Here is a 25,336-nt window from a genome sequence, read left to right on the forward strand (position 1 = left end):
CCGTTCCTGCGGTCTGCGCACCGGGGTGGTCGAGCCGACAGCTCGAGTACAACTAAATGAAAAGAATTCTGATCAATGCGACGCAGCCCGAAGAGCTGCGCGTGGCGATGGTCGACGGCCAGCGCCTCTACGACCTGGATATCGAAACCCTGGCCCGCGAACAGAAAAAGGCCAATATCTACAAGGGTGTCATCACCCGGGTTGAACCCTCCCTCGAAGCGGCCTTCATCAACTATGGCGCCGAGCGCCATGGCTTCCTGCCGTTCAAGGAAATCTCCCGCAGCTATTTCGCCAAGGAGGCCCTGGAGGCTGAGGGGCGTCCCAGCATCAAGGATGCGGTGAAGGAAGGCCAGGAGATCCTGGTCCAGGTGGAGAAGGAAGAACGCGGCAACAAGGGTGCCGCGCTGACCACCTTCGTCAGCCTTGCCGGCCGCTACCTGGTGCTGATGCCGAACAACCCCCGTGCCGGCGGCGTGTCCCGTCGCATCGAAGGCGAAGACCGCGCCGAGATCCGCGAGGCCCTCTCCCAACTGAACCTGCCGCAGGGCATGGGCGTGATCGTGCGTACCGCCGGCGTGGGCCGCAGCACCGAGGAATTGCAGTGGGACCTCGACTACCTCATCACCCTGTGGGATGCGATCCAGAAGGCGGGCGAGGAGAACAAGGCACCCAAGCTCATCTATCAGGAGAGCAATGTCATCATCCGCGCCCTGCGCGACTACTTCCGCAACGACATCGGTGAGATCATCATCGACAACCCGGAGGTGTACCAGCAGGCGCAGGAATTCGTCTCACAGGTGATGCCGCACAACCAGCGCAAGCTGAAGCTCTACACCGACCCGGTTCCGCTGTTCAACCGCTACCAGATCGAGAGCCAGATCGAGTCCGCGTTCACCCGCGAGGTGCACCTGCCCTCCGGCGGCTCCGTCGTCATCGACCACACCGAGGCACTCACCGCCATCGACATCAACTCGGCGCGCGCCACCAAGGGCAGCGACATCGAGGAGACGGCGCTCAACACCAACCTGGAGGCGGCCGAGGAGATCGCCCGCCAGCTGCGCCTGCGCGACCTGGGCGGCCTCATCGTCATCGACTTCATCGACATGGCGCCGAGCAAGAACCAGCGCGAGGTGGAAAACCGCCTGCGCGACGCCCTGAAGATGGACCGGGCCCGCGTGCAGATCGGCCGCATCTCGCGCTTCGGCCTGCTGGAGATGTCGCGCCAGCGCCTGCGTCCGTCGCTGGGCGAGTCCAGCCAGATCGTCTGCCCGCGCTGCAACGGCCATGGCACCATCCGCGGCGTGGAATCCCTGGCCCTGTCGGTGCTGCGCCTGGTCGAAGAAGAGGCGATGAAGGAAAAGACCGGTCACGTGGTCGCCCAGCTGCCCGTGAATGCCGCCACCTTCCTGCTGAATGAAAAGCGCGAGGACATCAGCGCCATCCAGCAGCGCCACGGCGTCGAGATCACCCTGGTGCCCAACCCCCACATGGAGACCCCGCACTTCGAGGTCATCCGCCTGCGTGCCGACGAGGTCCAGGGCGAGCTCAAGGGCAAGTCCAGCTACGAGCTCGTGACCCGCGAGGAACCCGAGCTGCCCCAGAGCACCGCGCCACAGCGTGCCCCCGAGGCCGCCGCGGTGAAGACCGTCACCCCGTCCATGCCGGCCCCGGCACCCGCCCCCATCGAACCCGAGGCCGAGGCGGCCCCACAGGCCCCCGTGGCCCTGAAGCCCCAGGCCCCGGGTCTGCTGGTGCGCCTGTGGAACCTGCTGTTCGCGCCGGCACCGGAACGCAGCACCGAGACCAGCGAGAAAAAGACGCGTCGCCGCGACAGCTCGGCCCAGTCCGAGGGACGTGGCGCCGCACGCGGCAATGCCACCAACGGCAACCGCCGCGGCCGCGGCGGGCGCAGCAGCAACCGTCGGCGTAGCGAGACCGGCAGCCAGCAGGAGCGCCGCAAGCCGCAGACCGATGGACGCAAGTCCGAGACTCGTGACAAGTCCGCCGACTCGTCCCCGAAATCGCGTGACGAAGCCGGCACCCGGTCCCAGGAGCAGGCGGCACAGTCCTCCCCGCGTTCCGCCGAAGGCTCGGACGCCGGTCAGGACAGGAGTACCGGTGAATCCCGGTCCCGACGTGGTCGACGCTCCGGACGCCGGCGTCGCCGCAGCCCGGGTCAGGACGCCCAGGGCAGTGAGAACAACGGCAACAACGGCGGTAACGATGCCCAGCAGGCAACCGAGACCGGCCGCCCCGAGACGACGGAGAAGAAGGAGTCCGCTGCGGATGCGGGCACGCCCAGGCAGCCGCGTGGTTCGCATGGCGATGACCGCCAGCAGGGCCGCCGCCTGCGGGCACAGCGCCAGGAGACCGGTCGCGCCGCTGACCGCCAATCCGCCGGTGACGACGGGTCGCGACAGGACGTGAATCCGCAATCGGAGGCCACACCGAAGCCGGAGGCCGCACCGAAGCCGGAAGCCGCACCGCAGCCGGAAGCCGCACCGAAGCCGGAAGCCGCACCGAAGCCGGAGGCCGCACCGAAGCCGGAGGCCGCGCCGAAGCCCGAGGCCGCGCCGAAGCCCGAGGCTGCACCGAAGCCGGAGGCCGCACCGAAGCCGGAGGCTGCACCGAAGCCGGAGGCCGCACCGAAGCCGGAGGCCGCACCGAAACCGGAGGCCGCACCGACGAAGCCGGAAGCCGCACCGAAGCCCGTTGATCCCCAGAAGGGGAATGACGCCCCGGGCGCTTGATCCAGGTAGCCGGCGCAGAAACGCGAAGGGCCCGCCTTGATAGCGGGCCCTTCGCGTTTTGGCCGTCGCCAGACGACGGCCGGGATCGCATGGCTATTTCAGGCGACGACGGATGTCCGCCAGCAGGCCTTCGGCCGCCTGCTCCACCAGGTCGAGCACGCGCTCGAAACCGGCGGCACCGCCGTAATAGGGGTCCGGCACCTCGCGCACCGGACTGTCCGGGGCGAAGTCGAGAAACAGGCGGATGCGCTCGCGATGCCCGGTCGGGCAGCTTGCCTGCAGAATGGAGAGATTGTCCTCGTCCATGGCGAGGATGTAATCCCAGCCAGTGAAGTCTTCGTCGCTCACGCGTCGCGCCCGCTGGTGGCCGATCTCGACCCCGCGGCGAGCCGCCGCTTCCCGCGCGCGCTCATCCGGGGGATTGCCGACGTGATAGGCATGGGTTCCCGCCGAATCGATCTCGATGTGCGCCGACAGCCCTTCCCGCTCGACCAGCGCCTCGAAGACACCCTGGGCCGTCGGTGAGCGGCAGATGTTGCCCATGCAGACGAACAGCACACGTATCGGAGTACTCATGGAATACCTCTGTATTGTTCCTGGTATGACTGACCGCCCTGATCATAACGCCGTCGGCCGAAGCCGTTCAGTCGGCCAGTGAAAATCCGCTGCCTGCCGCCAGCTGCCCCCACACCGCATCGAGCACGACATCGAGCGCGCCGGCATCCAGTCCCAGGCGTTCGAGCGCCGCGGGCTCGATGGTGGTCACGCCATCGTCACCCGGGTTGCCGAAGGCCAGCGCACGGCAGAGGGCATCGGCGACGTGGACGATATCGGCAAGTGGCGCCCCGCCCGCCCTGTCTATCGAGTGATGCAGGCCGATGGCCGATACGATCTCGGGCGAGAGATGCCAGCGCCTGGCCAGGTGCCCGCCGACATGTGCGTGATCCAGTTCCAGCAGGGCGGCCTCGGCCTCGATGAAGCGGCAATCATGGGTCTTGCAATAGGCAACCACACGACGGAGTTCTTCGGCAAAGCGCAGGTTCATGAAGGCCTTGCCGACATCATGCAATAAGCCGGCGACAAAGGCGGCCTCCTCGTCCACGCCGGGCACGTCGATGGCGAGCCGCCGGGCGAGCATGGCCACGCCATACGCATGCGCCCAGAGACCCTGCTGATCCAGCGGCCCACCGGCAGCGTTGCCGAGCACGCGGATGATACCCACACCCAGCACCAGATTGCGCAGTGTATTGCTGCCGAGAATCACGAAGGCATCCCGCAGCGACGATACCTTGCCTGTCAGGCCGTAAAACGGTGAATTCGCGACCCGCAGTACCTGCGACACCAGCGACTGGTCCTTGCGTATCACCAGATCCAGACGCTCGAACTCGAACTCCGGGTCATCGAAGACCTCCAGGGCCTGCAGCAGGACGGCGGGCAGGGGTGGCAGGTCCGCCAGTTCGCGTTCCAGATCGGCCGGGGTCATGCGTCACTCCCCAGTCGCGCCAGCATCTGGCGGCGCACCGATTCCCGCACCCGGCGCATCAGCTGGGAATCGTCACAGTGTCTGAATCGATGTGACAGCTGGGCATCGATGGCGGCGATCTGCCCGGCGTAACGCGTGCTATCCAGCGCGACATGCACCGGGACCTGCATCACGCCACGCTGGGCGAGCATCTGCAGGGCGCGCTCGTGCAGCATCGCATCGGCCCGCAACAGCAGGTCGCCGGATGCACCGCGGATATCTTCGGCCAGACGGCTGCCGGGCTCGACCTGAGCCAGCTCCCGCCACTCAATCGGCATCGTGACACCCCTCCTGCCGGATCAACGTCACGATCCAGCCTTGCGATGCCGAGGACCTGCCCATGCGGCGCACCTGCGCAGCCACCGGGCCGATACCCGCCAATTCCAGAGCCTGTGTAAAAAAGGCTTCCGATGATGCGCGCAGGCTGTCGGACAAGGCCGCTGCGCACTGCGCGAGTGAGGTCCCCACCAGGGCAGCGCCCGGGCTGGCGGAAAACAGGCGCATGGCCTCCTCGTTCGCATAGGCGACAATGCCATCCGGATCGATGCCGAGCGCCGCGACAGGCAGGCGGTCCAGCATTTCGTGCGAGATGCGCAGGGAGGCGGCGTGTATCTCCAGGTGCCGGGTCTTTTCCTCCACCCGCCGCTCCAGTGCCTGGTTGAGACTGGCCAGTTCCGCATTGGCCTCGCGCAGTTCGGCATTGAGACGCCGGTTTTCACGCTGCAGTTCGTAGAGGGAAAACGCCTCGCGCGTGATCTCGCGCAGCTCTTCATCGTTCCAGGGCTTGGTCAGGAACTTGTATACGGCGCCCTCGTTGATGGCCGAGGTCACCGAACGCAGGTCCGTGAATCCGCTGAGCACGATACGCAGGGTATCGGGCCAGCGCGTCTTCACCTGGCGCAGGAAGTCCACGCCGTTCATCCCGGGCATGCGGTAGTCGGATATGATCACGCCAACCTCATGATGCGAAAGTATCGCCAGTCCCTCCTCGCCACCGGAGGCCAGCAACAGCTCATAGGGCTCATGACGAAACATGCGACGCAGGGCCTGCAGCGTGTTGGGCTCGTCATCGACCAGCAGCAGCCGCGAACGGACTGTCGTCGGTGCCGTTACATCCTCGCTGATCACGTCGAACCGCCCCCGGGATAAAAACAGAAGGCCGCACCACCCACAGGCAATGCGGCCCTGGAAAGCACGGGCTCAGGCCAGTGCGCGGCGCATCACGTCGAAGCTCTTGACGAAGGGGCCCGCCATGCGCGGATCCTTGACCATCGAGGCATAGTCGCCGGAGCGGAAGCGCAGCTTGCGCTGGGTATAGGCCAGCGCAAGCGCCATCAGGCTGGGCGGCTTGGCCATCCACTGCGCCCACTGATCGGGGCTCGCGCGCAGATCCCAGTTCAGGGTCTCGCCATTATGCGGGCCGATGGAGGTGATACGCCCCCCATTCACCACATAAACCACGCTGGGCGCGGGATCGCTGTCATACCCGTAACCGATGACCGCATTGAAGTTGATGCGTTCCAGTTCGTCGGCCAGCGCCCCATCGCTGTTCCAGGCATCCATGTAGGCCTTCATCCAGTCCGCGGAAAACAGTTCAGCCATGCTGCATGCTCCCTGAGTGCAATCGTGTCGGTGGCAGTGGAATCCGCCACAGGCAGACCCCGAAAACCCTTTTTAATCATTTAGTTATAAAGTGGCGGCATTATACCACCATTCGCGTGTCGATCCATGCGCAGAGACCGCGGAGACCTTGCGGCCAACACAGGACCATGGAAGGGCGCCCGATGGCCGGTTCGCGGCCCTGATCGGGGCCCATAACGACACAGGGCCACCCGCCCGGGTGGCCCTGTGTCGCGTCGGTACCGGTGCAGTCGGGTCTAGACCTTGAACTGCCCCAGGCCCATCTGCAGATCGGCCGCCAGGCGCGCGAGTTCCTGGGAGGCCTCGTCGGTCTGCCGGCTGCCATCGGCAGACTGGTTGGCCAGCGCCTGGATGTTGCTGGTGTTGCGGTTCAGCTCCTCGGTCACGGCGGCCTGCTCCTCGGCGGCGCTGGCGATCTGCACGTTCATGTCGGTGATGGTCTTCACCGCCCGGGCGATGTCGTCCAGGGCCTTGCCGGCCTGGGCGGCCTTCTCGACGCTGGTCTCCGCGTCCTTGCGGCCCGCCTCCATCTCGCCGGCAGCCTGGCTGGCGGTGGCCTGCAGGGATTCGATCATGCCCTGGATCTCGCGGGTGGACTGCTGGGTGCGCGAGGCTAGCTGGCGCACCTCGTCGGCCACCACGGCGAAGCCCCTGCCCTGCTCGCCGGCACGCGCGGCCTCGATGGCGGCGTTGAGCGCCAGCAGGTTGGTCTGCTCGGCAATGCCCTTGATCACCTCGAGCACGGTGCCGATATCCACGCTGGCACTCTCGAGACTGGTCATGGTCTGGGAAAGTCCTTCGACGCGCGCAGCCAGGGCATTGATGGCCGCCACGGTGTCGTGCACCACCCGCTGCCCGCCGCTGGCCTGCTCGTCGGCCGCACGGGCCGCCATCTCGGCCTCCTGGGCATTGCGCGCGACCTCCTGCACGGTGGCCGTCATCTCGTTCATGGCGGTAGCAACCTGATCGATCTCGCTGAGCTGCTGGCTGACGGCCTGGCGGCTGTCGGTGGCGACCATGGAGAGCTCCTCCGAGGCCGCACTGAGCTGGGCGGTGGAGTCGACGGAACGGGCCACCAGCTCCTGCAGCTTGGCGACGAACTGGTTGAAGGCACGGGCCAGCCGCCCCATCTCGTCACGGGTGCTGGCATCCAGGCGCACGGTGAGGTCGCCCTCGCCCTGGGCGACGTTCTCAAGGTGACCGATGAGCGCGCGCATGGGCCGCACGATCAGCAACGGCATGACGATGGCGATGAGCAGGATGATCGCGATGCCCGCAACGAGCAGGGTGACGACGAGTTGCTGGCCGGCGGCGACATCGTTCTGGCCCATGGTCGCGACCGCCTGGGTGCGGTTGAGCATGATCTCGCCCATCACGTCGATGTGGTCGCGCATGCCCTCGAAGGACTGGCCCACTGCCCCGAAGCTCAGCGCGGTGGCCTCCTCGCGGCCACTGAGGGCGTTGTCGGTGAGGTTGGCGACCAGTGCACGGGTCTGGCGCTCCCAGTTGGCCTGGGCCTGACGGTAGTCGGCGATGGCCTGACCCAGCCCCAGCATGTCGACCTTGCCGGCCTCCTCCACCAGGGTGATGAACTTGCCGATGCGGTCGCGGGCCTGCACGATGTTTTCGTCGTGCATGCCCAGCATCTTCCGGTAGGCGTCCGACCCTGGCTCCAGGAACAACAGACTGCGCTCGGCCACCTGGGCCTGATAGAGGTCGCGGTCGGCCTGCAGGAGGAAGTTGAGACCGTTCACGTCCAGCGTGGCCAGCTCGTCGATCTCTTCTCCCAGCACCATGAGCTTGCTGATGGAGACCGCCGCCATGGCGATGAAGAGTGCCGCAACCAGCCCCAGCGGGATCAGGAGCTTGTTGCGAAAGGAAAGATTCTGAAACCAGTGCATGACACCAATGCTCCCTTATGTATTGTTGGCAGTGCCCGGCGCCACGCCCCCCTGGCAGGAAACGTCACGATCCGTACGGTTTCCTATAGCGGCCATTTCGGCAAAAGATTGAGCTTTTTTCTCTACTCGGCAGAAGAGCGGGTATCCGGGCCGCGCCCCTCGGGCCTTTTGCACGCGGGGCACGATCTTGCGAGACTGGCATGACATTCTGATGACAGATGACCCATGCCCGAGATCAAACGCCTGCGCGGCAGCGCCATCCTGCCCTGGATCCCGGAACTCGCCCGCCTGCGCATCCGGGTGTTTCGCGAGTTTCCCTACCTGTATGACGGCGACGCGGATTACGAGGCGCGCTATCTGCGTACCTACACGAACTCGCCGGACAGCGTGGTGGTGCTGGTGTTCGACGGGGAGCAGATCGTCGGGGCCTCGACGGGACTGCCGCTCGCCGACGAGACGGACAACGTGATCGCCCCCTTTCGCGAGGCGGGCATGGATGTGGCTCGCATCTTCTATTTCGGTGAATCGGTGCTGCTGCCCGAATACCGTGGGCAGGGGCTCGGCGTGCGTTTCTTCGTGGAACGTGAGGCCCACGCCCGCGCGCTCGGGGGCTTCGACCTCACTTGCTTCTGCGCCGTGGACCGCCCCACCGACCACCCGCGCCGCCCGGCCGGTTACTCCCCGCTGGACCGCTTCTGGGAGAAACGCGGCTACCGCCGCCATCCGCAACTCAGGGCCGCGTTCTCCTGGCAGGACCTGGACGAAGCCGGCGAATCCGCCAAGCCGATGACCTTCTGGCTGAAACGGCTGGCGTCCGCAACCGCCATTTGACATCACCGTTCAGGCTGACAACACTGGCCCGGATTCGCCGGCGGGTCATCCATGCATCCTCGGCCAGCTACACTCGTAACAGCCTGGCCCGCCAGAGGCCGTGACAGGAGTCCACCATGAGCGGAAACGACAAGAAGAAGCTGCCCTCCACCGTCCTCATCCCGGTCTTCATCCCTGCCGTCATCATCACCGCGCTGCTGGTGATCGGCACCATGAGCAACCCGAAGCTCGCCGGCCAGGCCTTCAGCGCGACGCTGAGCTACATCACCCAGACCTTCGGCTGGTTCTACATGCTGGCGGTGGCGATCTTCCTGGTGTTCATCGTGGTGGTGGCGATCTCGCCCTGGGGCCGTACCCGGCTCGGGCCCGACCATGCCGAGCCGCAGTACAGCTTCCCGGCCTGGTTCGCCATGCTGTTCTCTGCCGGCTACGGCATCGCCCTGCTGTTCTTCGGCGTGGCCGAACCGGTGCTGCATTACGCCTCGCCGCCGACCGGCGCGCCGCAGACCCTGGATGCCGCCAAGCAGGCGATGCAGATCGCCTTCTTCCACTGGGGCTTCCACATCTGGGCCATCTACGGCCTGACCGGCCTGGTGCTGGCCTATTTTGCCTTCCGTCACGGGCTGCCGCTGTCCATGCGCTCGGCGCTCTACCCGCTGATCGGCGAGCGCATCCACGGGCCCATCGGCCACACGGTGGACGTGGTCGCCATCCTCGGCACCCTGTTCGGCATCGCCACCACCCTGGGGCTGTCGGTGGCGCAGATCAACGCCGGGCTCAACTACCTGTGGCCCGAGATCCCGGTGAACACCACCGTGCAGGTGGTCGCCATCGTGCTCATCACCGCCGCCGCCATCGTCTCGGTGGTGGCGGGGCTGGACAAGGGCGTGAAGCGGCTCTCCATCCTCAACATGGTGCTGGCCGTCTCACTCATGGCCTTCGTCTTCATCGTCGGCCCCTCCATCTTCATCATGGAGACCTTCCTCGAGAACACCGGGGTATACCTCAACAACATCGTCGAGCGCACCTTCAGCCTGCAGGCCTACGAACACAGCGACTGGATCGGCAACTGGACCCTGTTCATCTTCGGCTGGACCATCGCCTGGGCGCCCTTCGTCGGCCTGTTCATCGCCAAGATCAGCCGCGGGCGCACCATTCGCCAGTTCGTCTTCGGCGTGCTGTTCGTCCCGACCATCTTCACCTTCCTCTGGTTCTCGATCTTCGGCGACACCGCGCTGCACATGATCCTGGTGGAGGGCTACACGCAGATCATCGACGACGTGCAGGCCGATACCGCCATCGCCCTGTTCAAGCTGTTCGAGCAGCTGCCCCTGAGCTCCATCGTCTCCTTCATCACGGTGGTGCTCATCATCACCTTCTTCGTCACCTCCTCGGACTCGGGCTCGCTGGTGATCGATTCGCTGGCCTCCGGCGGCGCGGCCGCTACGCCGGTGTGGCAGCGTGTCTTCTGGGCCAGCATCGAGGGTGTGGTGGCCGCCGCCCTGCTCATCGCCGGCGGCCTCAGCGCACTGCAGACCATGAGCATCACCAGCGCCCTGCCCTTCGCCATCATCATGCTGATCGCCGCCATCGGCATGTGGCGGGCACTGGTGATCGAGGGGCATCGCGAGGTGAGCCTGCAGTCGCACATGCGCACCGCGGCACATGCCGGCGGCGCCGGTCCGGGCAGCTGGAAGGAGCGGCTCTTCGACCTGCTCACCTACCCCACCCGCAGCGAGGTGGAGACCTTCATCAGCACCACGGCACACAATGCCATGCGCCACGTCGCCGACGCCCTGAAGGAGAAGGGCTGGCCGGGCGAGATCTGCATCGATGAAACCAACCAGCGTGCCTTTCTCGAGATCGTCAAGGAAGGCGAGGTGGACTTCATCTACGACATACGCATGCGCGGTTACGCCAAACCGAGCTTTGTCTACCCCGAGCAGGCGCGCAACCCGGATGGCGATGAACAGTACTACCGCGCCGAGGTCTTCCTGCGCCGGGGCGGCCAGGCCTATGACATCTACGGCTACGACGAGCAGGAGGTGATCGACGACATCCTCAGTCAGTTCGAGAAATACCTGCACTTCCTGCACATCTCTCCCGGCATCCTGCCCTGGAAGATGGAAGAACATGACGACATGCTGCTGCCGTCGGAGGACGAGGAGAAGCCGGCCGGTACCTGATCAGGCCACACCAGGCCCGCCCGATCGGGGCGGGACTTCAGGTCTCGGCCACCATGCGCGCCACCAGCCGGCGCACCACCGGCACGACGAAGAGCGAGATGGGAAAGGCCACCGCCCAGGCACTGGGGAAGGCATGCAGCAGCCAGCGCAGCATGAAGTCGTGCACCCAGCCCAGGTTGATGAAGGTGATCACCCCCGACATCAGGAAGGACATCATCAGCGACATCAACAGGGCAAAGACGAGGCTGTAATAACGCGCCGACAATCTCAAGGAATGGCTCTCCACTAGTGCTTCTGCGTTTCCGCACTATACCCGACATGACTGCAGCCCGGCCGGCAGCCTGCCCATATCCTCGTCGGCGGGCTGATCGGGTATAGTCACCGAAACCCGGCCCGCCCACTGCTCCAGGGAGCACCTGCCATGCCAGACACCACCGGCCTCCTGATCGGCGGCACTGCCGATGCACGCCACGTGCAGCAACTCGCCCGCATGAGCAACCGCCATGGCCTGATCGCCGGCGCCACCGGCACCGGCAAGACCGTCACCCTGCAGGTGCTGGCCGAGGGTTTTTCACGCCTCGGGGTGCCGGTATTTCTCGCCGACGTGAAGGGCGACCTGGCGGGGCTCTCCCGGCCGGCCGCCCCGCATCCGAAGATCGAGGAGCGCATCCGTCATATCGGCATCGACGGCTATCAGTCGCGCGCCTTTCCCGTCGCCTTCTGGGACCTGTTCGGCATCAACGGACACCCCGTGCGGACCACCATCTCGGAAATGGGCCCGCTGCTGCTCACCAGCCTGCTCGAGCTCAATGCCACCCAGGAGGGCGTGCTCTATGCCGCCTTCCGCATCGCCGACGACCAGGGCATGCTACTGCTGGACCTCAAGGACCTGCGCGCCCTGCTCACCTGGATGGCCGAGAACCGCAAGGACCTGGAAAAGGACTACGGCAGCCTGGCCACGGCCAGCATCGCGGCCATCCAGCGCAGTCTGCTGGTGCTGGAAGAACAGGGGGCAGACCGCTTCTTCGGCGAGCCCGCCATCCGGCTGGACGACCTGATGCTCACCGATTTCTCGGGCAACGGCGTGATCAACGTGCTCGATGCCTCGACGCTCATGCACAGCTCGCCGAAGCTCTATGCCACCCTGTTGCTCTGGTTGCTGGCCGAACTCTTCGAGCAGCTGCCCGAGGCCGGTGATGCCGACCGGCCGAAGCTCGTCTTCTTCTTCGACGAGGCCCACCTGCTGTTCGATACGGCCCCCAGGGCCCTGCTCGACAAGATCGAGCAGGTGGTGCGCCTGATCCGCTCCAAGGGCGTCGGCATCTATTTCATCACGCAGAATCCGACGGACATCCCGGAGGAGGTGCTGGGGCAGCTGGGCCTGAAGATACAGCACGCCCTGCGCGCCTTCACTCCACGGGACCAGAAGGCCGTGAAGGCCGCCGCCCAGACCTTCCGTCCCAACCCGGCACTCGACACCGAGCAGGTCATCACCGAACTCGGCATAGGTGAGGCCCTGGTGTCCACCCTGGATGCCAAAGGCAGCCCCCTGCCGGTGGAGCGCGTGCTGATCTGCCCGCCGGAATCGCGCATGGGGCCGCTCACCGACGCGGAACGCGCCGAGCATCTCCAGCGCTCGCCCCTGCGCGGACGCTACGACGAAACCGTCGACCGTCATTCCGCCTATGAGATGTTGAAGAAACGAGCGGCGGAACAGGAGGCCACCGAGGCAGAAAAACCGCAGCAGGCCGCCAGAACCACTGCACGCCCACGCAGCAACCGGCAGAGCACCGGCGAGGCCTTCATCAAGAGCGCCGCACGCTCCATCGGTTCGCAACTCGGGCGCCAGATCGTGCGGGGCATCCTGGGTTCGCTGCTGGGTCGGCGCCGCTAGGGCACATCCACGCGCGAACTGTGCATAAGCACGTTGCCAAGAACACCCGCCCCGGTCACAAAACCCTTTCGGTTTCCACCATGCACCAAGCCGGGTAAGCTACGCCGATGACCTTGCTCCTGCTGCTGCTCACCATCTTCTCCGGCGCCGTCATCACGGCCTGGGCCGCGCGTTTCGGACGCCTGTATGCGGCCTGGGCCGCCGGCCTCGTCACCCTGCTCGGGCTGGCCCAGCTGGCGCCACGTATCCCGGCCGTCTTCGATGGCCATACCGCCATCGAACGCTGGGAATGGATGCCGGCCGCGGGACTCGACCTGGTATTCCGCCTCGACGGCCTCGGCCTGCTGTTCGCCCTGCTGATCCTGGGCATCGGCCTACTGATCGTGCTGTACGCGCGCTACTACCTGTCGGCGCGCGATTCCATGGGGCGTTTCTACGCCTACCTGATGCTCTTTATGGGTGCGATGCTGGGCATCGCCCTGTCGGAGAACATCATCCAGCTGCTGGTCTTCTGGGAGCTGACCAGCATCGCCTCCTTCCTGCTGATCAGCTACTGGCAGCATCGCGAGGATGCCCGGCAGGGGGCGCGCATGGCGCTGGCCATCACCGGCGCCGGGGGCCTGGCCATGCTCGGCGGCTTCGTGCTGCTGGGCGAGATCGCCGGCAGCTACGAGCTCTCCGTGATCCTCGCCTCGGGCGAGGCCATCAAGGCCCACCCGCTGTATCTGCCCATGCTGGTGCTGGTGCTGCTCGGGGCGTTCACCAAGTCGGCCCAGTTTCCCTTCCATTTCTGGCTGCCCAACGCCATGGCCGCCCCCACGCCGGTCTCGGCCTACCTGCACTCGGCCACCATGGTGAAGGCCGGGGTATTCCTGCTGGCGCGCCTGTTCCCGGCGCTGTCGGGCACCCCGGAGTGGTCGTGGCTGGTGGGCAGCATCGGGCTGGCGACCTTCCTGGTGGGTGCCTTCATTGCCCTGTTCCAGCACGACCTCAAGGGGCTGCTGGCCTATTCCACCATCAGCCACCTGGGGCTCATCACCGTGCTGTTCGGCATCGGCACGCCGCTGGCAGCCGTGGCCGGGGTCTTCCACATCATCAACCACGCCATCTTCAAGGCCTCGCTGTTCATGGCCGCCGGCATCATCGACCACGAATCCGGCAGCCGTGACATGCGTCGCCTCAACGGGCTGTGGAAGTACATGCCGCACACCGCCCTGCTGGCCATGGTGGCAGCGGCCTCCATGGCCGGGGTGCCGCTGCTCAACGGCTTCCTCTCCAAGGAGATGTTCTTTGCCGAGGCCGTGAGCGCGGGCACCTATTTCCAGCTCGGCTGGCTGCTGCCGGCGGTGATCACCGTGGGCGGCATCTTCGCGGTGGCCTACTCCTTCCGCTTCATCCACGACGTGTTCTTCAACGGCGAGCCCATCGACCTGCCGAAGACGCCCCACGAACCGACGCGCTGGATGAAGATCCCGGTAGAGTTCCTGGTGGCGCTCTGCCTGCTGGTCGGCATCCTCCCCGCCCTCACCGTGGAGCCCATCCTCTACGTGGCCGCCACCGGCGTCCTGCAGACCGCCCCGCCCGATTTCGACCTGGCCATCTGGCACGGCGTGAACCCGGCGCTGATCATGAGCGTGTTCGCCATGATCGGCGGCGGTGTGCTCTATGCCTTCCGTGCGAGGCTCTTCGCCTGCCACGAGAAGTATTGCGGCCGCATCGTCGGCAAGCAGCTCTTCGACGGGCTGATGTCGGCCCTGTTCGCCTTCGCCCGGGGCATCACCCGCCTGCTGGACCGCGGCACGCTGCAGCGCATCGTGCTGAGTTTCATCCTCTCCGTGCTCGTACTGGGCGTGGCGGGATTCCTGGGCAGCGGCAGCCCGCTCGGCGGGCAGCGCGAACTGCTGCCGGTGGACGGCATCAGCCTCATCGCCGCCATCGGCCTGATACTGGCGGCCATCGGCACCGTGGTGATGCACCGGGAACGCTTCACCGCGCTGGTGCTCATCGGCGCCGTCGGCCTGGTGGTCGCGCTCATCTTCGTGAAGTTCTCCGCACCCGACCTGGCGCTCACCCAGCTCTCGGTGGAGATCGTCACCATCGTGCTGCTGATGCTGGCCCTGTACTTCCTCCCGCAGCGCCCGGCGCGCCAGTCCGGCAATCCCCGGGTGCTGCGCGACGTGACGCTGGCCGGTCTTGCCGGCCTGGGCGCCAGCCTGCTGGCCTGGTCCGTGCTCACCCGGCCCTACGAGACCATTGCCGGCTATTTCCTCGACAACGCCAAGCCGGGCGGCGGCGGCTACAACGTGGTCAACGTGATCCTGGTCGACTTCCGCGGCTTCGACACCCTGGGCGAGATCGCGGTGCTGGCCCTGGCCGCGCTGGGCATCTTCGCCATGCTCGAGCACCTGCACCTGCCGGCGCCGCGTCATGACAGCCAGGGCCGCCCCTGGAACTGGGACATGCACCCGGCGGTGATGGCCTCGCTCACCCGACTGCTGCTGCCGCTGGCCCTGCTGGTCTCGATCTTCATCCTGCTGCGTGGGCACAACCTGCCGGGCGGTGGCTTCATCGCCGGCCTGGTCACGGCCGTGGCGCTGATCATGCAGTACCTGGCCAACGGCGTGTCCTGGACCCAGTCGCGCCTGCCTGGCAACATGCACCCGGTCATCGGCATCGGCCTCCTGATCGCCACGCTCACCGGGCTCGGCAGCTGGCTGGTGGGGCACCCCTTCCTGACGTCCACCTTCACCTACCTCGACTGGCCCGTGGTCGGCAAGTTCGAGGTGGCCTCTGCCCTGGCCTTCGACCTCGGCGTCTACCTGGTGGTGGTCGGCGCCACCCTGCTGATCCTCATCCACCTCGGCCTGATGCACAGCACCAGCCAGGAAAAATCGCAGCAACCGGAGGAAGGCCGCTGATGGAAGCACTCGTCTCGCTGGTCATCGGCGTGCTGACCGCCTGTGGGGTGTACCTGGCCCTGCGTGCACGCACCTTTCCCGTGGTGCTCGGGCTCACCTTCCTCTCCTATGCGGTGAACCTGTTCCTCTTCACCATGGGCCGGCTCACCATCGGCCAGCCACCCGTGATCGATGCCGCCGCCACGGGCTATGCCGATCCGCTGCCACAGGCGCTGGTGCTCACCGCCATCGTCATCAGTTTCGCCATGACCGCCTTCGTCATCATGCTCTCGCTCAAGGCCCGCGCCGAACTCGGCAATGACCACGTCGACGGGAGGGATGACGCGTGACCCATCTCGTCATCGCCCCCGTCCTGCTGCCCCTGCTGGCCGGTCTCGCCCTGCTGCTGCTGCGCCCGCTGACCATCGGCCCGCGGCGCCTGCTGAGCCTGCTCGCCGTGGCCGGCCAGGTGCTGCTCGCCGTTCTGCTGCTGCGCCAGGTGGGCGACGGCGACATCCTCACCTATGCCCTGGGCGACTGGGCCCCACCCTTTGGCATCGTGCTGGTGGCCGACCGGCTGGCCGCCTGGATGCTGCTCGTCACCGCACTGCTGGCGCTGTTCGCCCTGCTCTACGGGGTGCGCGGCATCGACACCCGGGGCCGGCATTTCCACGTGCTGTTCCAGTGGCAGCTGTTCGGCCTGAACGGCGCCTTCCTCACCGGCGACCTCTTCAATCTGTTCGTCTTCTTCGAGATCCTGCTGCTGGCCTCCTATGGCCTGCTGCTGCATGGCGGCGGCAGGCTGCGCACGCGTGCGGGCCTGCATTTCGTGGTCATCAACCTGGCCGGCTCCACCCTGTTCCTGTTTGCGGTGGGCACGCTGTACGGCATCCTCGGCACGCTGAACATGGCCGACCTGGCCCGCCAGGTGGCCATGCTGCCACCGGAACACCTGGGCCCGGTGAAGGCGGCCGGCCTGCTGCTGTTCGGCGTGTTCGCCCTGAAGGGGGCGCTCATCCCGCTGCACCTCTGGCTGCCCGGCGCCTACGCCAACACCAGCGCCCCGGTGGCCGCACTGTTCGCCATCATGACCAAGGTGGGGGCCTACAGCATCCTGCGCCTGGACACCCTGATCTTCGGCGCCGCCGCGGGCAGCCTGTCGGGCCTGATCAGCGGCTGGGTCCTGCCGCTGGCACTTGCCACCCTGGCGGTCGGCATGCTGGGCGTGCTGGCCGCCACCGCCCTGCGCCAGCAGATCGCCTATCTCGTGGTCGCCTCGGTGGGTTCGCTGCTCACGGCCTTCGGCCTGGGTTCCAGTGCCGGCATCGCCGCCGGACTGTATTACCTGCCCCACGCCAGCTTTGCCGCCGGCGCCTTCTTCCTGCTGGCCGGCAGTATCAGCAGCCGGCGCGGCGAGCACGACGACCGCTTCCTGCCCGGCGTCATGCTCACCGACCGCATCGTGCTGGGGACGCTGTTCTTCCTCGTCGCCGTGCTCATCGCCGGCCTGCCGCCACTGTCGGGCTTCATCGGAAAGTGGCTCACGCTGAAGGCCGCCGTCGATCATGCCTGGATGCCCTGGGTGCTGGCCGTGGTGCTCGCCACCAGCCTGCTGGCCGTCATCGCCATGGCACGGGCCGGCAACGTGCTGTTCTATCGCTCCGAGGCACCGGAGGTGAATCGCCCCACCGTGCGCACCGAACGCCTCTCGCGGGAACTGCTGCCCGCCGCGGGCCTTGTGGCCCTGTGCGTGGCGCTGGTGATATGGGCCGGGCCGGTGGATGAATTCACCCGCGCCACGGCCGATCAGCTGCTCGCGCCCGAGACCTACGTGCGTGCCGTGCTCGGCACGGATATCACGCCCGGCGTGCAACCTGGAGTCCAACCATGAATCGTCTGCTGCCCCATCCGCTGCTGACCCTGGTCCTGGCGATGATCTGGGTGCTGCTCGTCAACGAACTGAGCGCGGGCGCCGTCATCCTCGGTCTGCTGCTCGGCTGGGCCATCCCCCTGTTCACCCGGTCCTTCTGGCCGGAGCGCGTCGCCATCCGCCACCCCCTGACCCTGCTGCGCTACACCGGCGTGGTGCTTGGCGACATCGTGATCGCCAACTTCGTGGTGGCAGGCCGCATCCTGCTGGGGCCGAAGCACGTACATCCGGCCTTCGTCGCCATCCCGCTGGACCTCGAGACGGATCTGGCCATCAGCCTGCTGGCCAATACCATCTGCCTGACCCCCGGCACCGTTTCCGCACAGCTCTCGCCCGATCGCCGTCAGCTGCTGGTGCACGCGCTCAACACCTCCGATCCCGAGGAGGTCGTGCGCACCATCAAGCAGCGCTATGAGGCGCCGCTCAAGAAGGTGTTCGAATCATGATCGAGACCGCACTCTACATCGCCTTCACCCTGGTGGGCCTGGCCGTGGTGCTGGCCTTCTGGCGCCTGCTGCGTGGCCCGAGCGCGCCCGACCGCATCCTTGCCCTGGACACCCTGTACGTGAACACCATCGCGCTGCTGGTGCTGTTCGGCATCCATCTCGGCAACAACATCTATTTCGAGGCGGCCCTGCTCATCGCGCTGATGGGCTTCGTCGGCACCGTGGCGCTGTGCAAATACCTGCTGCGCGGCGACATCATCGAATAAGGGAATGCCCATGGACTACCTGCTCTCCTTCCTCATCGTCACCGGCGCGGCCTTCACCTTCATCGGCTCGCTCGGTCTGGCCCGCCTGAAGGATTTCTACACCCGGCTGCATGGCCCGACCAAGGCCACCACCCTGGGGGTGGGCTGCGTTCTGATCGCCTCCGCCGTCTACTTCAGCGTGCAGGAGGACGGCGTCAGCCTGCACGAGATCCTGGTGACGCTGTTCCTCTTCATCACCGCGCCGGTGAGCGCGCACCTGCTTTCCAAGGCCGCCCTGCACCAGCAGCTGGATACGCTGACCCCGCGCAAGGGCAGGGCCGACAGCAACCTGAACGAATAGAACCAGCGGCCCGACAAGGGCCGGGAGTCGGAGCATGGAGCTTGTGATCCAGACACCTTTCGCCGAGCTCGCCCTGCTGCTCATCATCACCGCCGTGGTGGGCGCCCTCGCCGTGCGCCTGCGCCAGCCGGTGCTGATCGCCTACATCATCGTCGGTATCGTGGTCGGCCCGGCCGGCCTGCATCTGGTCAAGTCGCATGACCAGATCGCGCTGCTCGCGCAGATGGGCGTGGCCGTGCTGCTGTTCCTGGTCGGCCTCAAGCTCGACCTGCGCCACGTGCGGCACATCGGCCCGGTCGCGCTGGCCACCGGACTCGGCCAGCTCGGCTTCACCATCGTCTTCGGCTTCCTCCTCATCCTGCTGCTCGGCATCGACTGGGTGACCGCGGCCTACGTCGCGGTGGCGCTGACCTTCTCCAGCACCATCATCATCGTCAAGCTGCTCTCGGACAAACGCGAGCTCGACTCCCTGCACGGGCGCATCGCCGTCGGCTTCCTCATCGTGCAGGACCTCGCCGTGGTCATCGCCATGATGACCATGAGCGCCTGGCAGGTGGCGCCCGAAGGCGAATCGGTGGAGGCCCTGTCCGTGCTCGGCAGTCTGGCCCTGCGCATCGGCCTGGCAGTGGTACTGATCTACGTCGTCATGCGTCACCTCCTGCCGCCGCTGATCCGCATCATGGCCCGCTCGCAGGAGCTGTTGCTCATCTTCGCCATCGCCTGGGGCATCTCCCTGGCGGCACTGGGCGAGTGGGTGGGCTTCTCCAAGGAGGCCGGCGCCTTCATCGCGGGCTTCACCCTCGCCTCCACCCAGTTCCGCGATTCCATCAGCGCACGCCTCACCGGCATACGCGACTTCCTGCTGCTGTTCTTCTTCATCGATCTCGGCGCCAAGCTGGAGTTCTCCGTGCTCGGCGATGCCCTGTGGCCCGCCGTCGTGCTCTCGGCCTTCGTGCTCATCGGCAACCCGCTCATTGTCATGGCGATCATGGGCTACATGGGCTATCGCAAGCGCACCGGCTTTCTCGCCGGCCTGACCGTGGCGCAGATCAGCGAGTTCTCCATCGTATTCGTCGCCATGGGCATCACGCTCGGTCACGTGGGGGATGAGGCGCTGGGCCTCACCACGCTGGTGGGGCTGGTCACCATCACCCTGTCGACCTACATGATCCTGTACTCGCAGCCGCTGTACGAACGCCTCGCACCGGTACTCGGCATCTTCGAGCGCGCGACCCCGTACCGGGAAAACCAGGCTGCCGAAGCGGGCGCCGCCATCGTGGAGCCGCGGGTCATACTCTTTGGCATGGGGCGCTATGGTTCGCGCATGCAGAAACAGCTGGAGCGCGCCGGCATACCCACCCTGGGGGTGGACTTCGATCCGGAGGCCGTGGAGGGCCTGCGGGAACGCCAGTTCCCGGTACGCTATGGCGATGCGGAAGACCCGGCCTTCATCGAGACCCTGCCACTGGCGAAGGTCGAGCGCATCGTCAGCATCCTGCCGAGCCTGGAGAGCAACCGCCTGCTGCTGCAGGGTCTGAGAGAGATCGGCTACACCGGTACGGTCACCGTGGTGGTGCGCAGCGAATTCCAGGCCGACGCCCTGCGTGCCGCCGGCGTAAAACACATCATCAACCCCTTCTACGATGCCGCCGACCTCGCCGCCCAGCGCCTGGCCGAGGACCTCGGCGCCCAGGAGCCGTCCGCATGACCCGTATCCAGCGTATCGTGGCCGCCACCGACTTCTCCGCCCCCTCCCGGCAGGCCGCCGAGCGCGCCGCGCGGCTCGCCCTGGAACAGCAGACCGGCATGGAACTGCTGCACGTGGCCGAACGCAGCCTGCTGGACGGCCTGCGTGAACTGCTCGGTCAGCAGTCGGAACAGGTCACCGGTCAGCTGCTCGACCGCACGCGTGAAGACCTGCAGGACCTGGCAAGTGACCTCGCCGCCAGTGGCCTGGCCGCACCCGCCATCCACCTCGCCGTGGGCAACGTGCTGAACGAGATCGCCAGCCGTGTCGATGCCCTGGACGCCGGCCTGCTCGTGGTCGGGGCCCATGGCATCGGCTTCGTCGAACAGGCCCTGCTCGGAAGCACTGCCGAGCGCCTGCTGCGCAAGATCCGTCACCCTCTGCTGGTGGTGCGCCAGCCGGCCGCACAGGCCTACCAGCGCGTGCTGGTGCCGGTGGATTTCTCGGGCTGGTCGCGCGAGGCATTGCGGCTCGCCCTGACTGTCGCCCCGCAGGCCGAGATCACCGTGATCCATGCCTATCTCGTGCCGTTCGAATCCAAGCTGCGCCTGGCCGGCGTGAACGAGGGTGAGATCCTGCAATACCGCGCCGAGGCGCAGGACAAGGCCCGTACCGAGATGAAACAACTCCTCGCCTCGCTGGAACTCGCCCCGGAAGACGTACGGCGCGTGATCGTGCACGGCGATGCCGCCCCCAGCATCCTGCAACAGGTGGAGAAGGACCGGACCGACCTCATCGTGATGGGCAAGCACGGCAACTCCCCGCTGGAGGAACTCCTGCTCGGCAGCACGACCAAACACGTACTGGCCGAGGCCCGCGTGGACGTGCTGAGCGCCTACCGCTAGCCGCCCCATCCCATTCACACCGGAAGACGACGTGACCGACACCACGCTGACCGACCGCATCCTCACCCAGCTCGACCAGGTGATCCTCGGCAAACAGGGGCAGCTGCGCCTGGCCCTGGCCTGCCTGCTGGCCCGCGGCCACCTGCTCATCGAGGACCTGCCGGGCATGGGCAAGACCACCCTCGCCCACAGCCTGGCCCAGACGCTGGGCCTGCAGTTCCAGCGCATCCAGTTCACCAGCGACCTGCTGCCGGCCGACGTGCTCGGGGTCTCGGTCTACGACCAGGAGGCGCATCGCTTCACCTTCCATCCCGGTCCGGTCTTCTCCCAGGTGGTGCTGGCCGACGAGATCAACCGCGCCACGCCCAAGGCGCAGAGCGCCCTGCTCGAGGCCATGGAGGAACAGCAGGTGACGGTGGAAGGCGAGACCCGGCGACTGCCCGAGCCCTTCTTCGTCATCGCCACCCAGAACCCCACCCAGCAGATCGGTACCTTCCCGCTGCCGGAGTCGCAGCTCGACCGTTTCCTCATGCGCCTGGAACTGGGCTACCCGGATGCCGCCGCCGAGCGCGAGCTGCTCAGGGGACGGGACCGGCGCGACCTACTGGCCGAACTGCAGCCGGTCACGGGTCCGCGACAGCTCATGGCCCTGCAACAGGCCGTGGGGACGATCAAGGTCAGCGACCCGCTGATCGATTACATCCAGGCGCTGTTGCAGTACACGCGCGAACCGGCCCGCTACCACATGCCGCTCTCGCCGCGCGGCGGGCTCGCCCTGCTGCGTGCCGCCCAGGCCTGGGCCCTGCTTACCGGCCGCGACTACGTGCTGCCGGAGGACGTGCAGGCCGTGCTGCCATCGGTGGCCGGCCATCGCCTGCACCCGGTGGAGGACGAGGGGCTGCGTCCGGCCGAGGTCGTCGCGCAGCTCATCACGCAGGTGCCCATCCCCTGACCATGGCGGCCATCGCCATCACGCGCGAGGCCCTCACGGCGCTGCGCCGACGCGCCATCGCCTGGATCACGCGCGGCGAGACCCCGGATGCCCGCCGCGTGGTGCTCACCCGTCGGCGCATCTACATCCTGCCCACGCGCGCGGGCTATGGTTTCGGCCTGGTCCTCATCGTCATGCTGCTGGGGGCCACCAACTACAGCAACAGCATGGCCTTCGCCCTGACCTTCCTCCTCGGCTCCCTCGGTCTCAACGCCATGTGGCAGACCCACCGCAACCTGCTGCGGCTGGAAGTACTGATCGAGGGTGTCGCCCCCGTGTTCGCCGGCCAGCAGGCCCGCCTGCGCGTGGCGGTGGTCAACCCGGGACGCCAGGCGCGCCCGGGCATCCGCCTGCGCGCCGGTGACCAGTCACCCGTGACCGTGGATGCCCCCGCCCAGGGCCGCATCGAGACCGACCTGCCGCTGTCCGCCCCGCTACGCGGCCTGCACCCGGTCGGACGCCTGCGGGTGGACAGCCAGTTCCCGCTCGGCCTGTTCGAGGCCTGGAGCTGGCCGGCCTACACCACCGGGCTGCTCGTCTACCCCCGGCCGGCCGATGACGCCCCGCCGGTGCCCAGCGGCAGACGGGTCGGCGGCGAGGGGGCGAGCGTGCGTGGCGAGGGCGACGAGTTCGCCGGTCTGCGCAAATACCAGGCCGGCGACGCCCCGGGCCAGGTGGCCTGGAAGGCCCTGGCGCGCAGCAACCAGTGGATGACCAAGGAATTCGAGGGCCAGCGCAGCGAAGATCGCTGGCTGCGCTGGGATGACCTGGGCGCCTTCGGTATCGAGCAACGCCTGTCCATCCTCTGCCGCTGGGTGCTGGATGCCCATCGGGACGGCATCCCCTACGGGCTCGAGCTGCCCGGCCTGACCCTGGCACCGGAAGCCAGCGAGGCCCATCGGCATGCCTGCCTCAAGGCCCTGGCGCTGCATGCGGCGCCAAACCGCCGGGTGGCCCCATGAAAGGCCGCCCGGTGCCCATCATGGATCTGCCGGAGATCCACCTGCGCTGGGTGGCCGTGGCCCTGGCCGCCGCCATCCTGCCGCATGTCCTGAACCTGCCGGTCTGGATCCCCCTGCTCGCGCTCGCGATGATCGCCTGGGGCTGGTGGGGCCTTCGCCGACGGCAGCTGCCCGGCCGCCTCCTGCGATTCGGGCTGGTGGGCATCGCCACCCTGGGCGTGCTCGCCGAGTTCCACACCCTGTTCGGACGCGACGCGGGGGTCGCCCTGCTGGTCCTGATGCTGGGCCTGAAGATCCTCGAACTGAAGGGCCGGCGCGATGCCCTGCTCGCCCTGTTCCTTGCCTATTTCGTGGTGGCGGGCCAGTTCTTCTTCACCCAGTCCATCCCCATCGCCCTCGCCATGCTGCTCTCCGTGCTGCTCATCACCGGCGCGCTGATCGGCCTGGCCGGCACGGCACGGCCGCTGCCCGCCCGGCGCCGACTGGGGATTGCCGGCAGCCTGCTGGCACAGTCCATCCCCATGATGATCCTGCTGTTCGTACTGTTCCCGCGCCTGCCGGGGCCGCTGTGGGCCATGCCCCGGGACAGCTCGGCCGGCCTCACGGGGCTCTCCGACCAGATGTCGCCCGGACGCATCAGCGACCTCATCCAGTCCAACGCCCCGGCGTTTCGCGCCACCTTCGAGGGGCTGCCGCCCCCCACCAGCCAGCGCTACTGGCGCGGCCCCGTGCTGGATCACTACGATGGCCGCAGCTGGCAGCGCGCGCTGCGCCTGGGCGAGACTGCCCAGGTGACGTTTGCCGAGGCCGCGGGCATCGACTACAGCGTGACCCTGCAGCCCAGCGGCCAGCGCTGGCTGCTGGCGCTGGACTACCCCGGCCAGGTGCCGCCGGGCGCCGAGCTCACCCCGGCGCTGGAACTCGTCGCGCCACGACCGCAACACGAGGTGCGCCAGTACCGCATGCGTTCCTATCCGGACGCCGCCCTGGACCTCGAGCTCTCGCCCTGGTCCCGGGCCCGCCACCTGCGCCTGCCCGAGGACAGCGCCCCGCGCGCGCGTGAACTGGCCCAGGCATGGCTGCTCGATCACGACGATCCCGCTGCCATCGTCGAACAGGCCCTCGATCACTTCCGCGAGCAGCCCTTCCACTACACCCTGCGGCCGCCGCTGCTCACGGGCGACCCGGTGGACGAGTTCCTGTTCGAGAGCCGGCGCGGCTTCTGCGAGCACTACGCCTCCAGCTTCACCGTGCTGATGCGCGCCGCCGGCATCCCCGCGCGGGTCGTCACCGGCTATCTCGGCGGCGAGATCTCGCCGCTGGCCGACTACCTGCTGGTGCGCCAGTCCGACGCTCATGCCTGGAGCGAGGTATGGCTGGAGGGGCGCGGCTGGGTACGCATCGATCCCACCGCCGCCATCGCCCCCGAGCGCATCGAGCAGGGTGTCTCTGCCGCCCTGGGCGAGGATAGCGGCCTGCCGGCCTTCGTGCGCGCGAGCTACGGCGCCTCCTGGCTCAACCGGGCATCCATGAGCTGGGATATCGTGAACTACTACTGGGACGAGTGGGTGCTGGCCTTCGGCCCGGAACGCCAGCGCGAACTGCTCGAACGTCTGGGTCTGCACCGGCTGGGCTGGACGGCCATCGCCCTGATCCTGATGGCCGGGCTGGCCGCCCTGCTCGGCCTCTACGTGCTGGTCTACCGCTGGCGCAACCGACCGCGCTTCAGCAACGAGATCGAGCGCCTGCTGCATGGTCTGGAACGGCTGCTCGCAAGGCAGGGGTTCCTGCGCCGTCCCGGCGAGACCGTGACGGCACTGGCCCTGCGTGCCGCGAAACAGCGGCCTGACTGGCAGGAGACGCTGCACCGGCTCGTCGAGCAGCTGCAACGCGCGCGCTACCGCGAAGACCCGCTGGACCCTCGCACCGCCGAGGCCCTGCTGCGCGAACTGCAGGCAAAAAGAAACCCGCCAGGGGCGGGTTAAAGTGCTTGCTTATGCTCATTACCAGGGCACCTGGCCCTGTACGTGGCCATGGGCGTGGCCATGCGCGGATACGGACGTCGCGCATCGGCACTGCGCGACGTCCCGAAGGGGCCTCAGGCCGTCTGCTGCAGACCTGTGGCGTCCTTCTTGCTCTTGAAGTCGTTGATGGCGGCCTTGATGGCATCCTCGGCCAGCACCGAAC

Annotated in this window: 22 protein-coding genes; 15 read left to right on the forward strand and 7 right to left on the reverse strand. The window is 67.1% G+C overall.

The features are described from left to right. Positions 1–56: 56 nt before the first annotated feature. Positions 57–2,750 (forward strand): ribonuclease E, encoded by a 2,694-nt coding sequence (gene rne, locus HUJ28_09450; protein MBD3619685.1) that lies wholly within the window; start codon positions 57–59, stop codon positions 2,748–2,750. Between the two features lie 93 nt (positions 2,751–2,843). Here the strand turns inward: rne and HUJ28_09455 are convergent, their stop codons facing one another. From HUJ28_09455 to HUJ28_09480, 6 genes are all read right to left on the reverse strand, one after another. Beyond that, entirely contained in the window at positions 2,844–3,326 is a 483-nt protein-coding gene (locus tag HUJ28_09455; protein ID MBD3619686.1) for a low molecular weight phosphotyrosine protein phosphatase, read from the reverse strand. Between the two features lie 67 nt (positions 3,327–3,393). After that, entirely contained in the window at positions 3,394–4,233 is an 840-nt protein-coding gene (locus tag HUJ28_09460; protein MBD3619687.1) for an HDOD domain-containing protein, read from the reverse strand. Continuing rightward, on the reverse strand, positions 4,230–4,550 hold the full coding sequence (locus tag HUJ28_09465) for a hypothetical protein (GenBank protein MBD3619688.1): 321 nt from the start codon (positions 4,548–4,550) through the stop codon (positions 4,230–4,232). The genes HUJ28_09460 and HUJ28_09465 overlap by 4 nt, the downstream gene beginning before the upstream one ends. Next, a complete protein-coding gene (locus HUJ28_09470; protein MBD3619689.1) occupies positions 4,540–5,400 on the reverse strand; it encodes a response regulator in 861 nt (286 codons plus the stop codon). Before HUJ28_09470 ends, HUJ28_09465 begins: the two co-directional genes overlap by 11 nt. Positions 5,401–5,472: 72 nt before the next feature. Then, positions 5,473–5,874, reverse strand: coding sequence for an SCP-2 sterol transfer family protein (locus HUJ28_09475; protein MBD3619690.1), 402 nt, complete (start codon positions 5,872–5,874; stop codon positions 5,473–5,475). A 275-nt stretch (positions 5,875–6,149) separates the two neighbouring features. Beyond that, on the reverse strand, positions 6,150–7,814 hold the full coding sequence (locus HUJ28_09480) for a methyl-accepting chemotaxis protein (protein ID MBD3619691.1): 1,665 nt from the start codon (positions 7,812–7,814) through the stop codon (positions 6,150–6,152). A 225-nt stretch (positions 7,815–8,039) separates the two neighbouring features. On the opposite strand from HUJ28_09480, the gene HUJ28_09485 reads away from it, so the two are divergent. Further along, positions 8,040–8,645, forward strand: a complete 606-nt coding sequence (locus tag HUJ28_09485) for a GNAT family N-acetyltransferase (protein MBD3619692.1) — start codon at positions 8,040–8,042, stop codon at positions 8,643–8,645. Positions 8,646–8,761: 116 nt separating this feature from the next. Continuing rightward, complete coding sequence (locus HUJ28_09490; protein ID MBD3619693.1) at positions 8,762–10,831, forward strand: BCCT family transporter; 2,070 nt, start codon at positions 8,762–8,764, stop codon at positions 10,829–10,831. A gap of 37 nt (positions 10,832–10,868) precedes the next feature. Here the strand turns inward: HUJ28_09490 and HUJ28_09495 are convergent, their stop codons facing one another. Further along, positions 10,869–11,057 (reverse strand): DUF2798 domain-containing protein, encoded by a 189-nt coding sequence (locus HUJ28_09495; protein ID MBD3619694.1) that lies wholly within the window; start codon positions 11,055–11,057, stop codon positions 10,869–10,871. Positions 11,058–11,252: 195 nt separating this feature from the next. On the opposite strand from HUJ28_09495, the gene HUJ28_09500 reads away from it, so the two are divergent. The 12 genes from HUJ28_09500 (at position 11,253) to HUJ28_09555 (ending at position 25,134) form a co-directional block, all read left to right on the forward strand. Next, entirely contained in the window at positions 11,253–12,725 is a 1,473-nt protein-coding gene (locus HUJ28_09500; GenBank protein ID MBD3619695.1) for a DUF853 family protein, read from the forward strand. Between the two features lie 107 nt (positions 12,726–12,832). Next, positions 12,833–15,643 (forward strand): monovalent cation/H+ antiporter subunit A, encoded by a 2,811-nt coding sequence (locus HUJ28_09505; protein MBD3619696.1) that lies wholly within the window; start codon positions 12,833–12,835, stop codon positions 15,641–15,643. Then, a complete protein-coding gene (locus tag HUJ28_09510; protein MBD3619697.1) occupies positions 15,643–15,972 on the forward strand; it encodes a Na+/H+ antiporter subunit C in 330 nt (109 codons plus the stop codon). Before HUJ28_09505 ends, HUJ28_09510 begins: the two co-directional genes overlap by 1 nt. Next, the gene (locus HUJ28_09515; protein ID MBD3619698.1) at positions 15,969–17,513 is read left to right on the forward strand and encodes a monovalent cation/H+ antiporter subunit D; all 1,545 of its coding nucleotides are present in this window, start codon (positions 15,969–15,971) and stop codon (positions 17,511–17,513) included. Before HUJ28_09510 ends, HUJ28_09515 begins: the two co-directional genes overlap by 4 nt. Beyond that, positions 17,510–17,998: a Na+/H+ antiporter subunit E gene (locus HUJ28_09520; GenBank protein ID MBD3619699.1), complete on the forward strand. Its 489-nt coding sequence runs from the start codon at positions 17,510–17,512 to the stop codon at positions 17,996–17,998. The genes HUJ28_09515 and HUJ28_09520 overlap by 4 nt, the downstream gene beginning before the upstream one ends. Then, positions 17,995–18,264, forward strand: coding sequence for a K+/H+ antiporter subunit F (locus HUJ28_09525; GenBank protein ID MBD3619700.1), 270 nt, complete (start codon positions 17,995–17,997; stop codon positions 18,262–18,264). Before HUJ28_09520 ends, HUJ28_09525 begins: the two co-directional genes overlap by 4 nt. 4 nt (positions 18,265–18,268) lie before the next feature. Then, a complete protein-coding gene (locus HUJ28_09530; GenBank protein ID MBD3619701.1) occupies positions 18,269–18,604 on the forward strand; it encodes a Na+/H+ antiporter subunit G in 336 nt (111 codons plus the stop codon). Positions 18,605–18,638: 34 nt separating this feature from the next. Further along, positions 18,639–20,312 (forward strand): cation:proton antiporter, encoded by a 1,674-nt coding sequence (locus tag HUJ28_09535; protein MBD3619702.1) that lies wholly within the window; start codon positions 18,639–18,641, stop codon positions 20,310–20,312. Next, on the forward strand, positions 20,309–21,196 hold the full coding sequence (locus tag HUJ28_09540; protein ID MBD3619703.1) for a universal stress protein: 888 nt from the start codon (positions 20,309–20,311) through the stop codon (positions 21,194–21,196). The genes HUJ28_09535 and HUJ28_09540 overlap by 4 nt, the downstream gene beginning before the upstream one ends. 31 nt (positions 21,197–21,227) lie before the next feature. Continuing rightward, positions 21,228–22,148: a MoxR family ATPase gene (locus HUJ28_09545; protein ID MBD3619704.1), complete on the forward strand. Its 921-nt coding sequence runs from the start codon at positions 21,228–21,230 to the stop codon at positions 22,146–22,148. A gap of 2 nt (positions 22,149–22,150) precedes the next feature. After that, a complete protein-coding gene (locus tag HUJ28_09550; GenBank protein MBD3619705.1) occupies positions 22,151–23,149 on the forward strand; it encodes a DUF58 domain-containing protein in 999 nt (332 codons plus the stop codon). Further along, complete coding sequence (locus HUJ28_09555; protein MBD3619706.1) at positions 23,146–25,134, forward strand: DUF3488 domain-containing transglutaminase family protein; 1,989 nt, start codon at positions 23,146–23,148, stop codon at positions 25,132–25,134. The genes HUJ28_09550 and HUJ28_09555 overlap by 4 nt, the downstream gene beginning before the upstream one ends. Positions 25,135–25,336 lie beyond the last annotated feature (202 nt).

The sequence above is a fragment of the Chromatiales bacterium genome (assembly GCA_014762505.1).
Taxonomy (GTDB): Bacteria; Pseudomonadota; Gammaproteobacteria; order SpSt-1174; family SpSt-1174; genus SpSt-1174.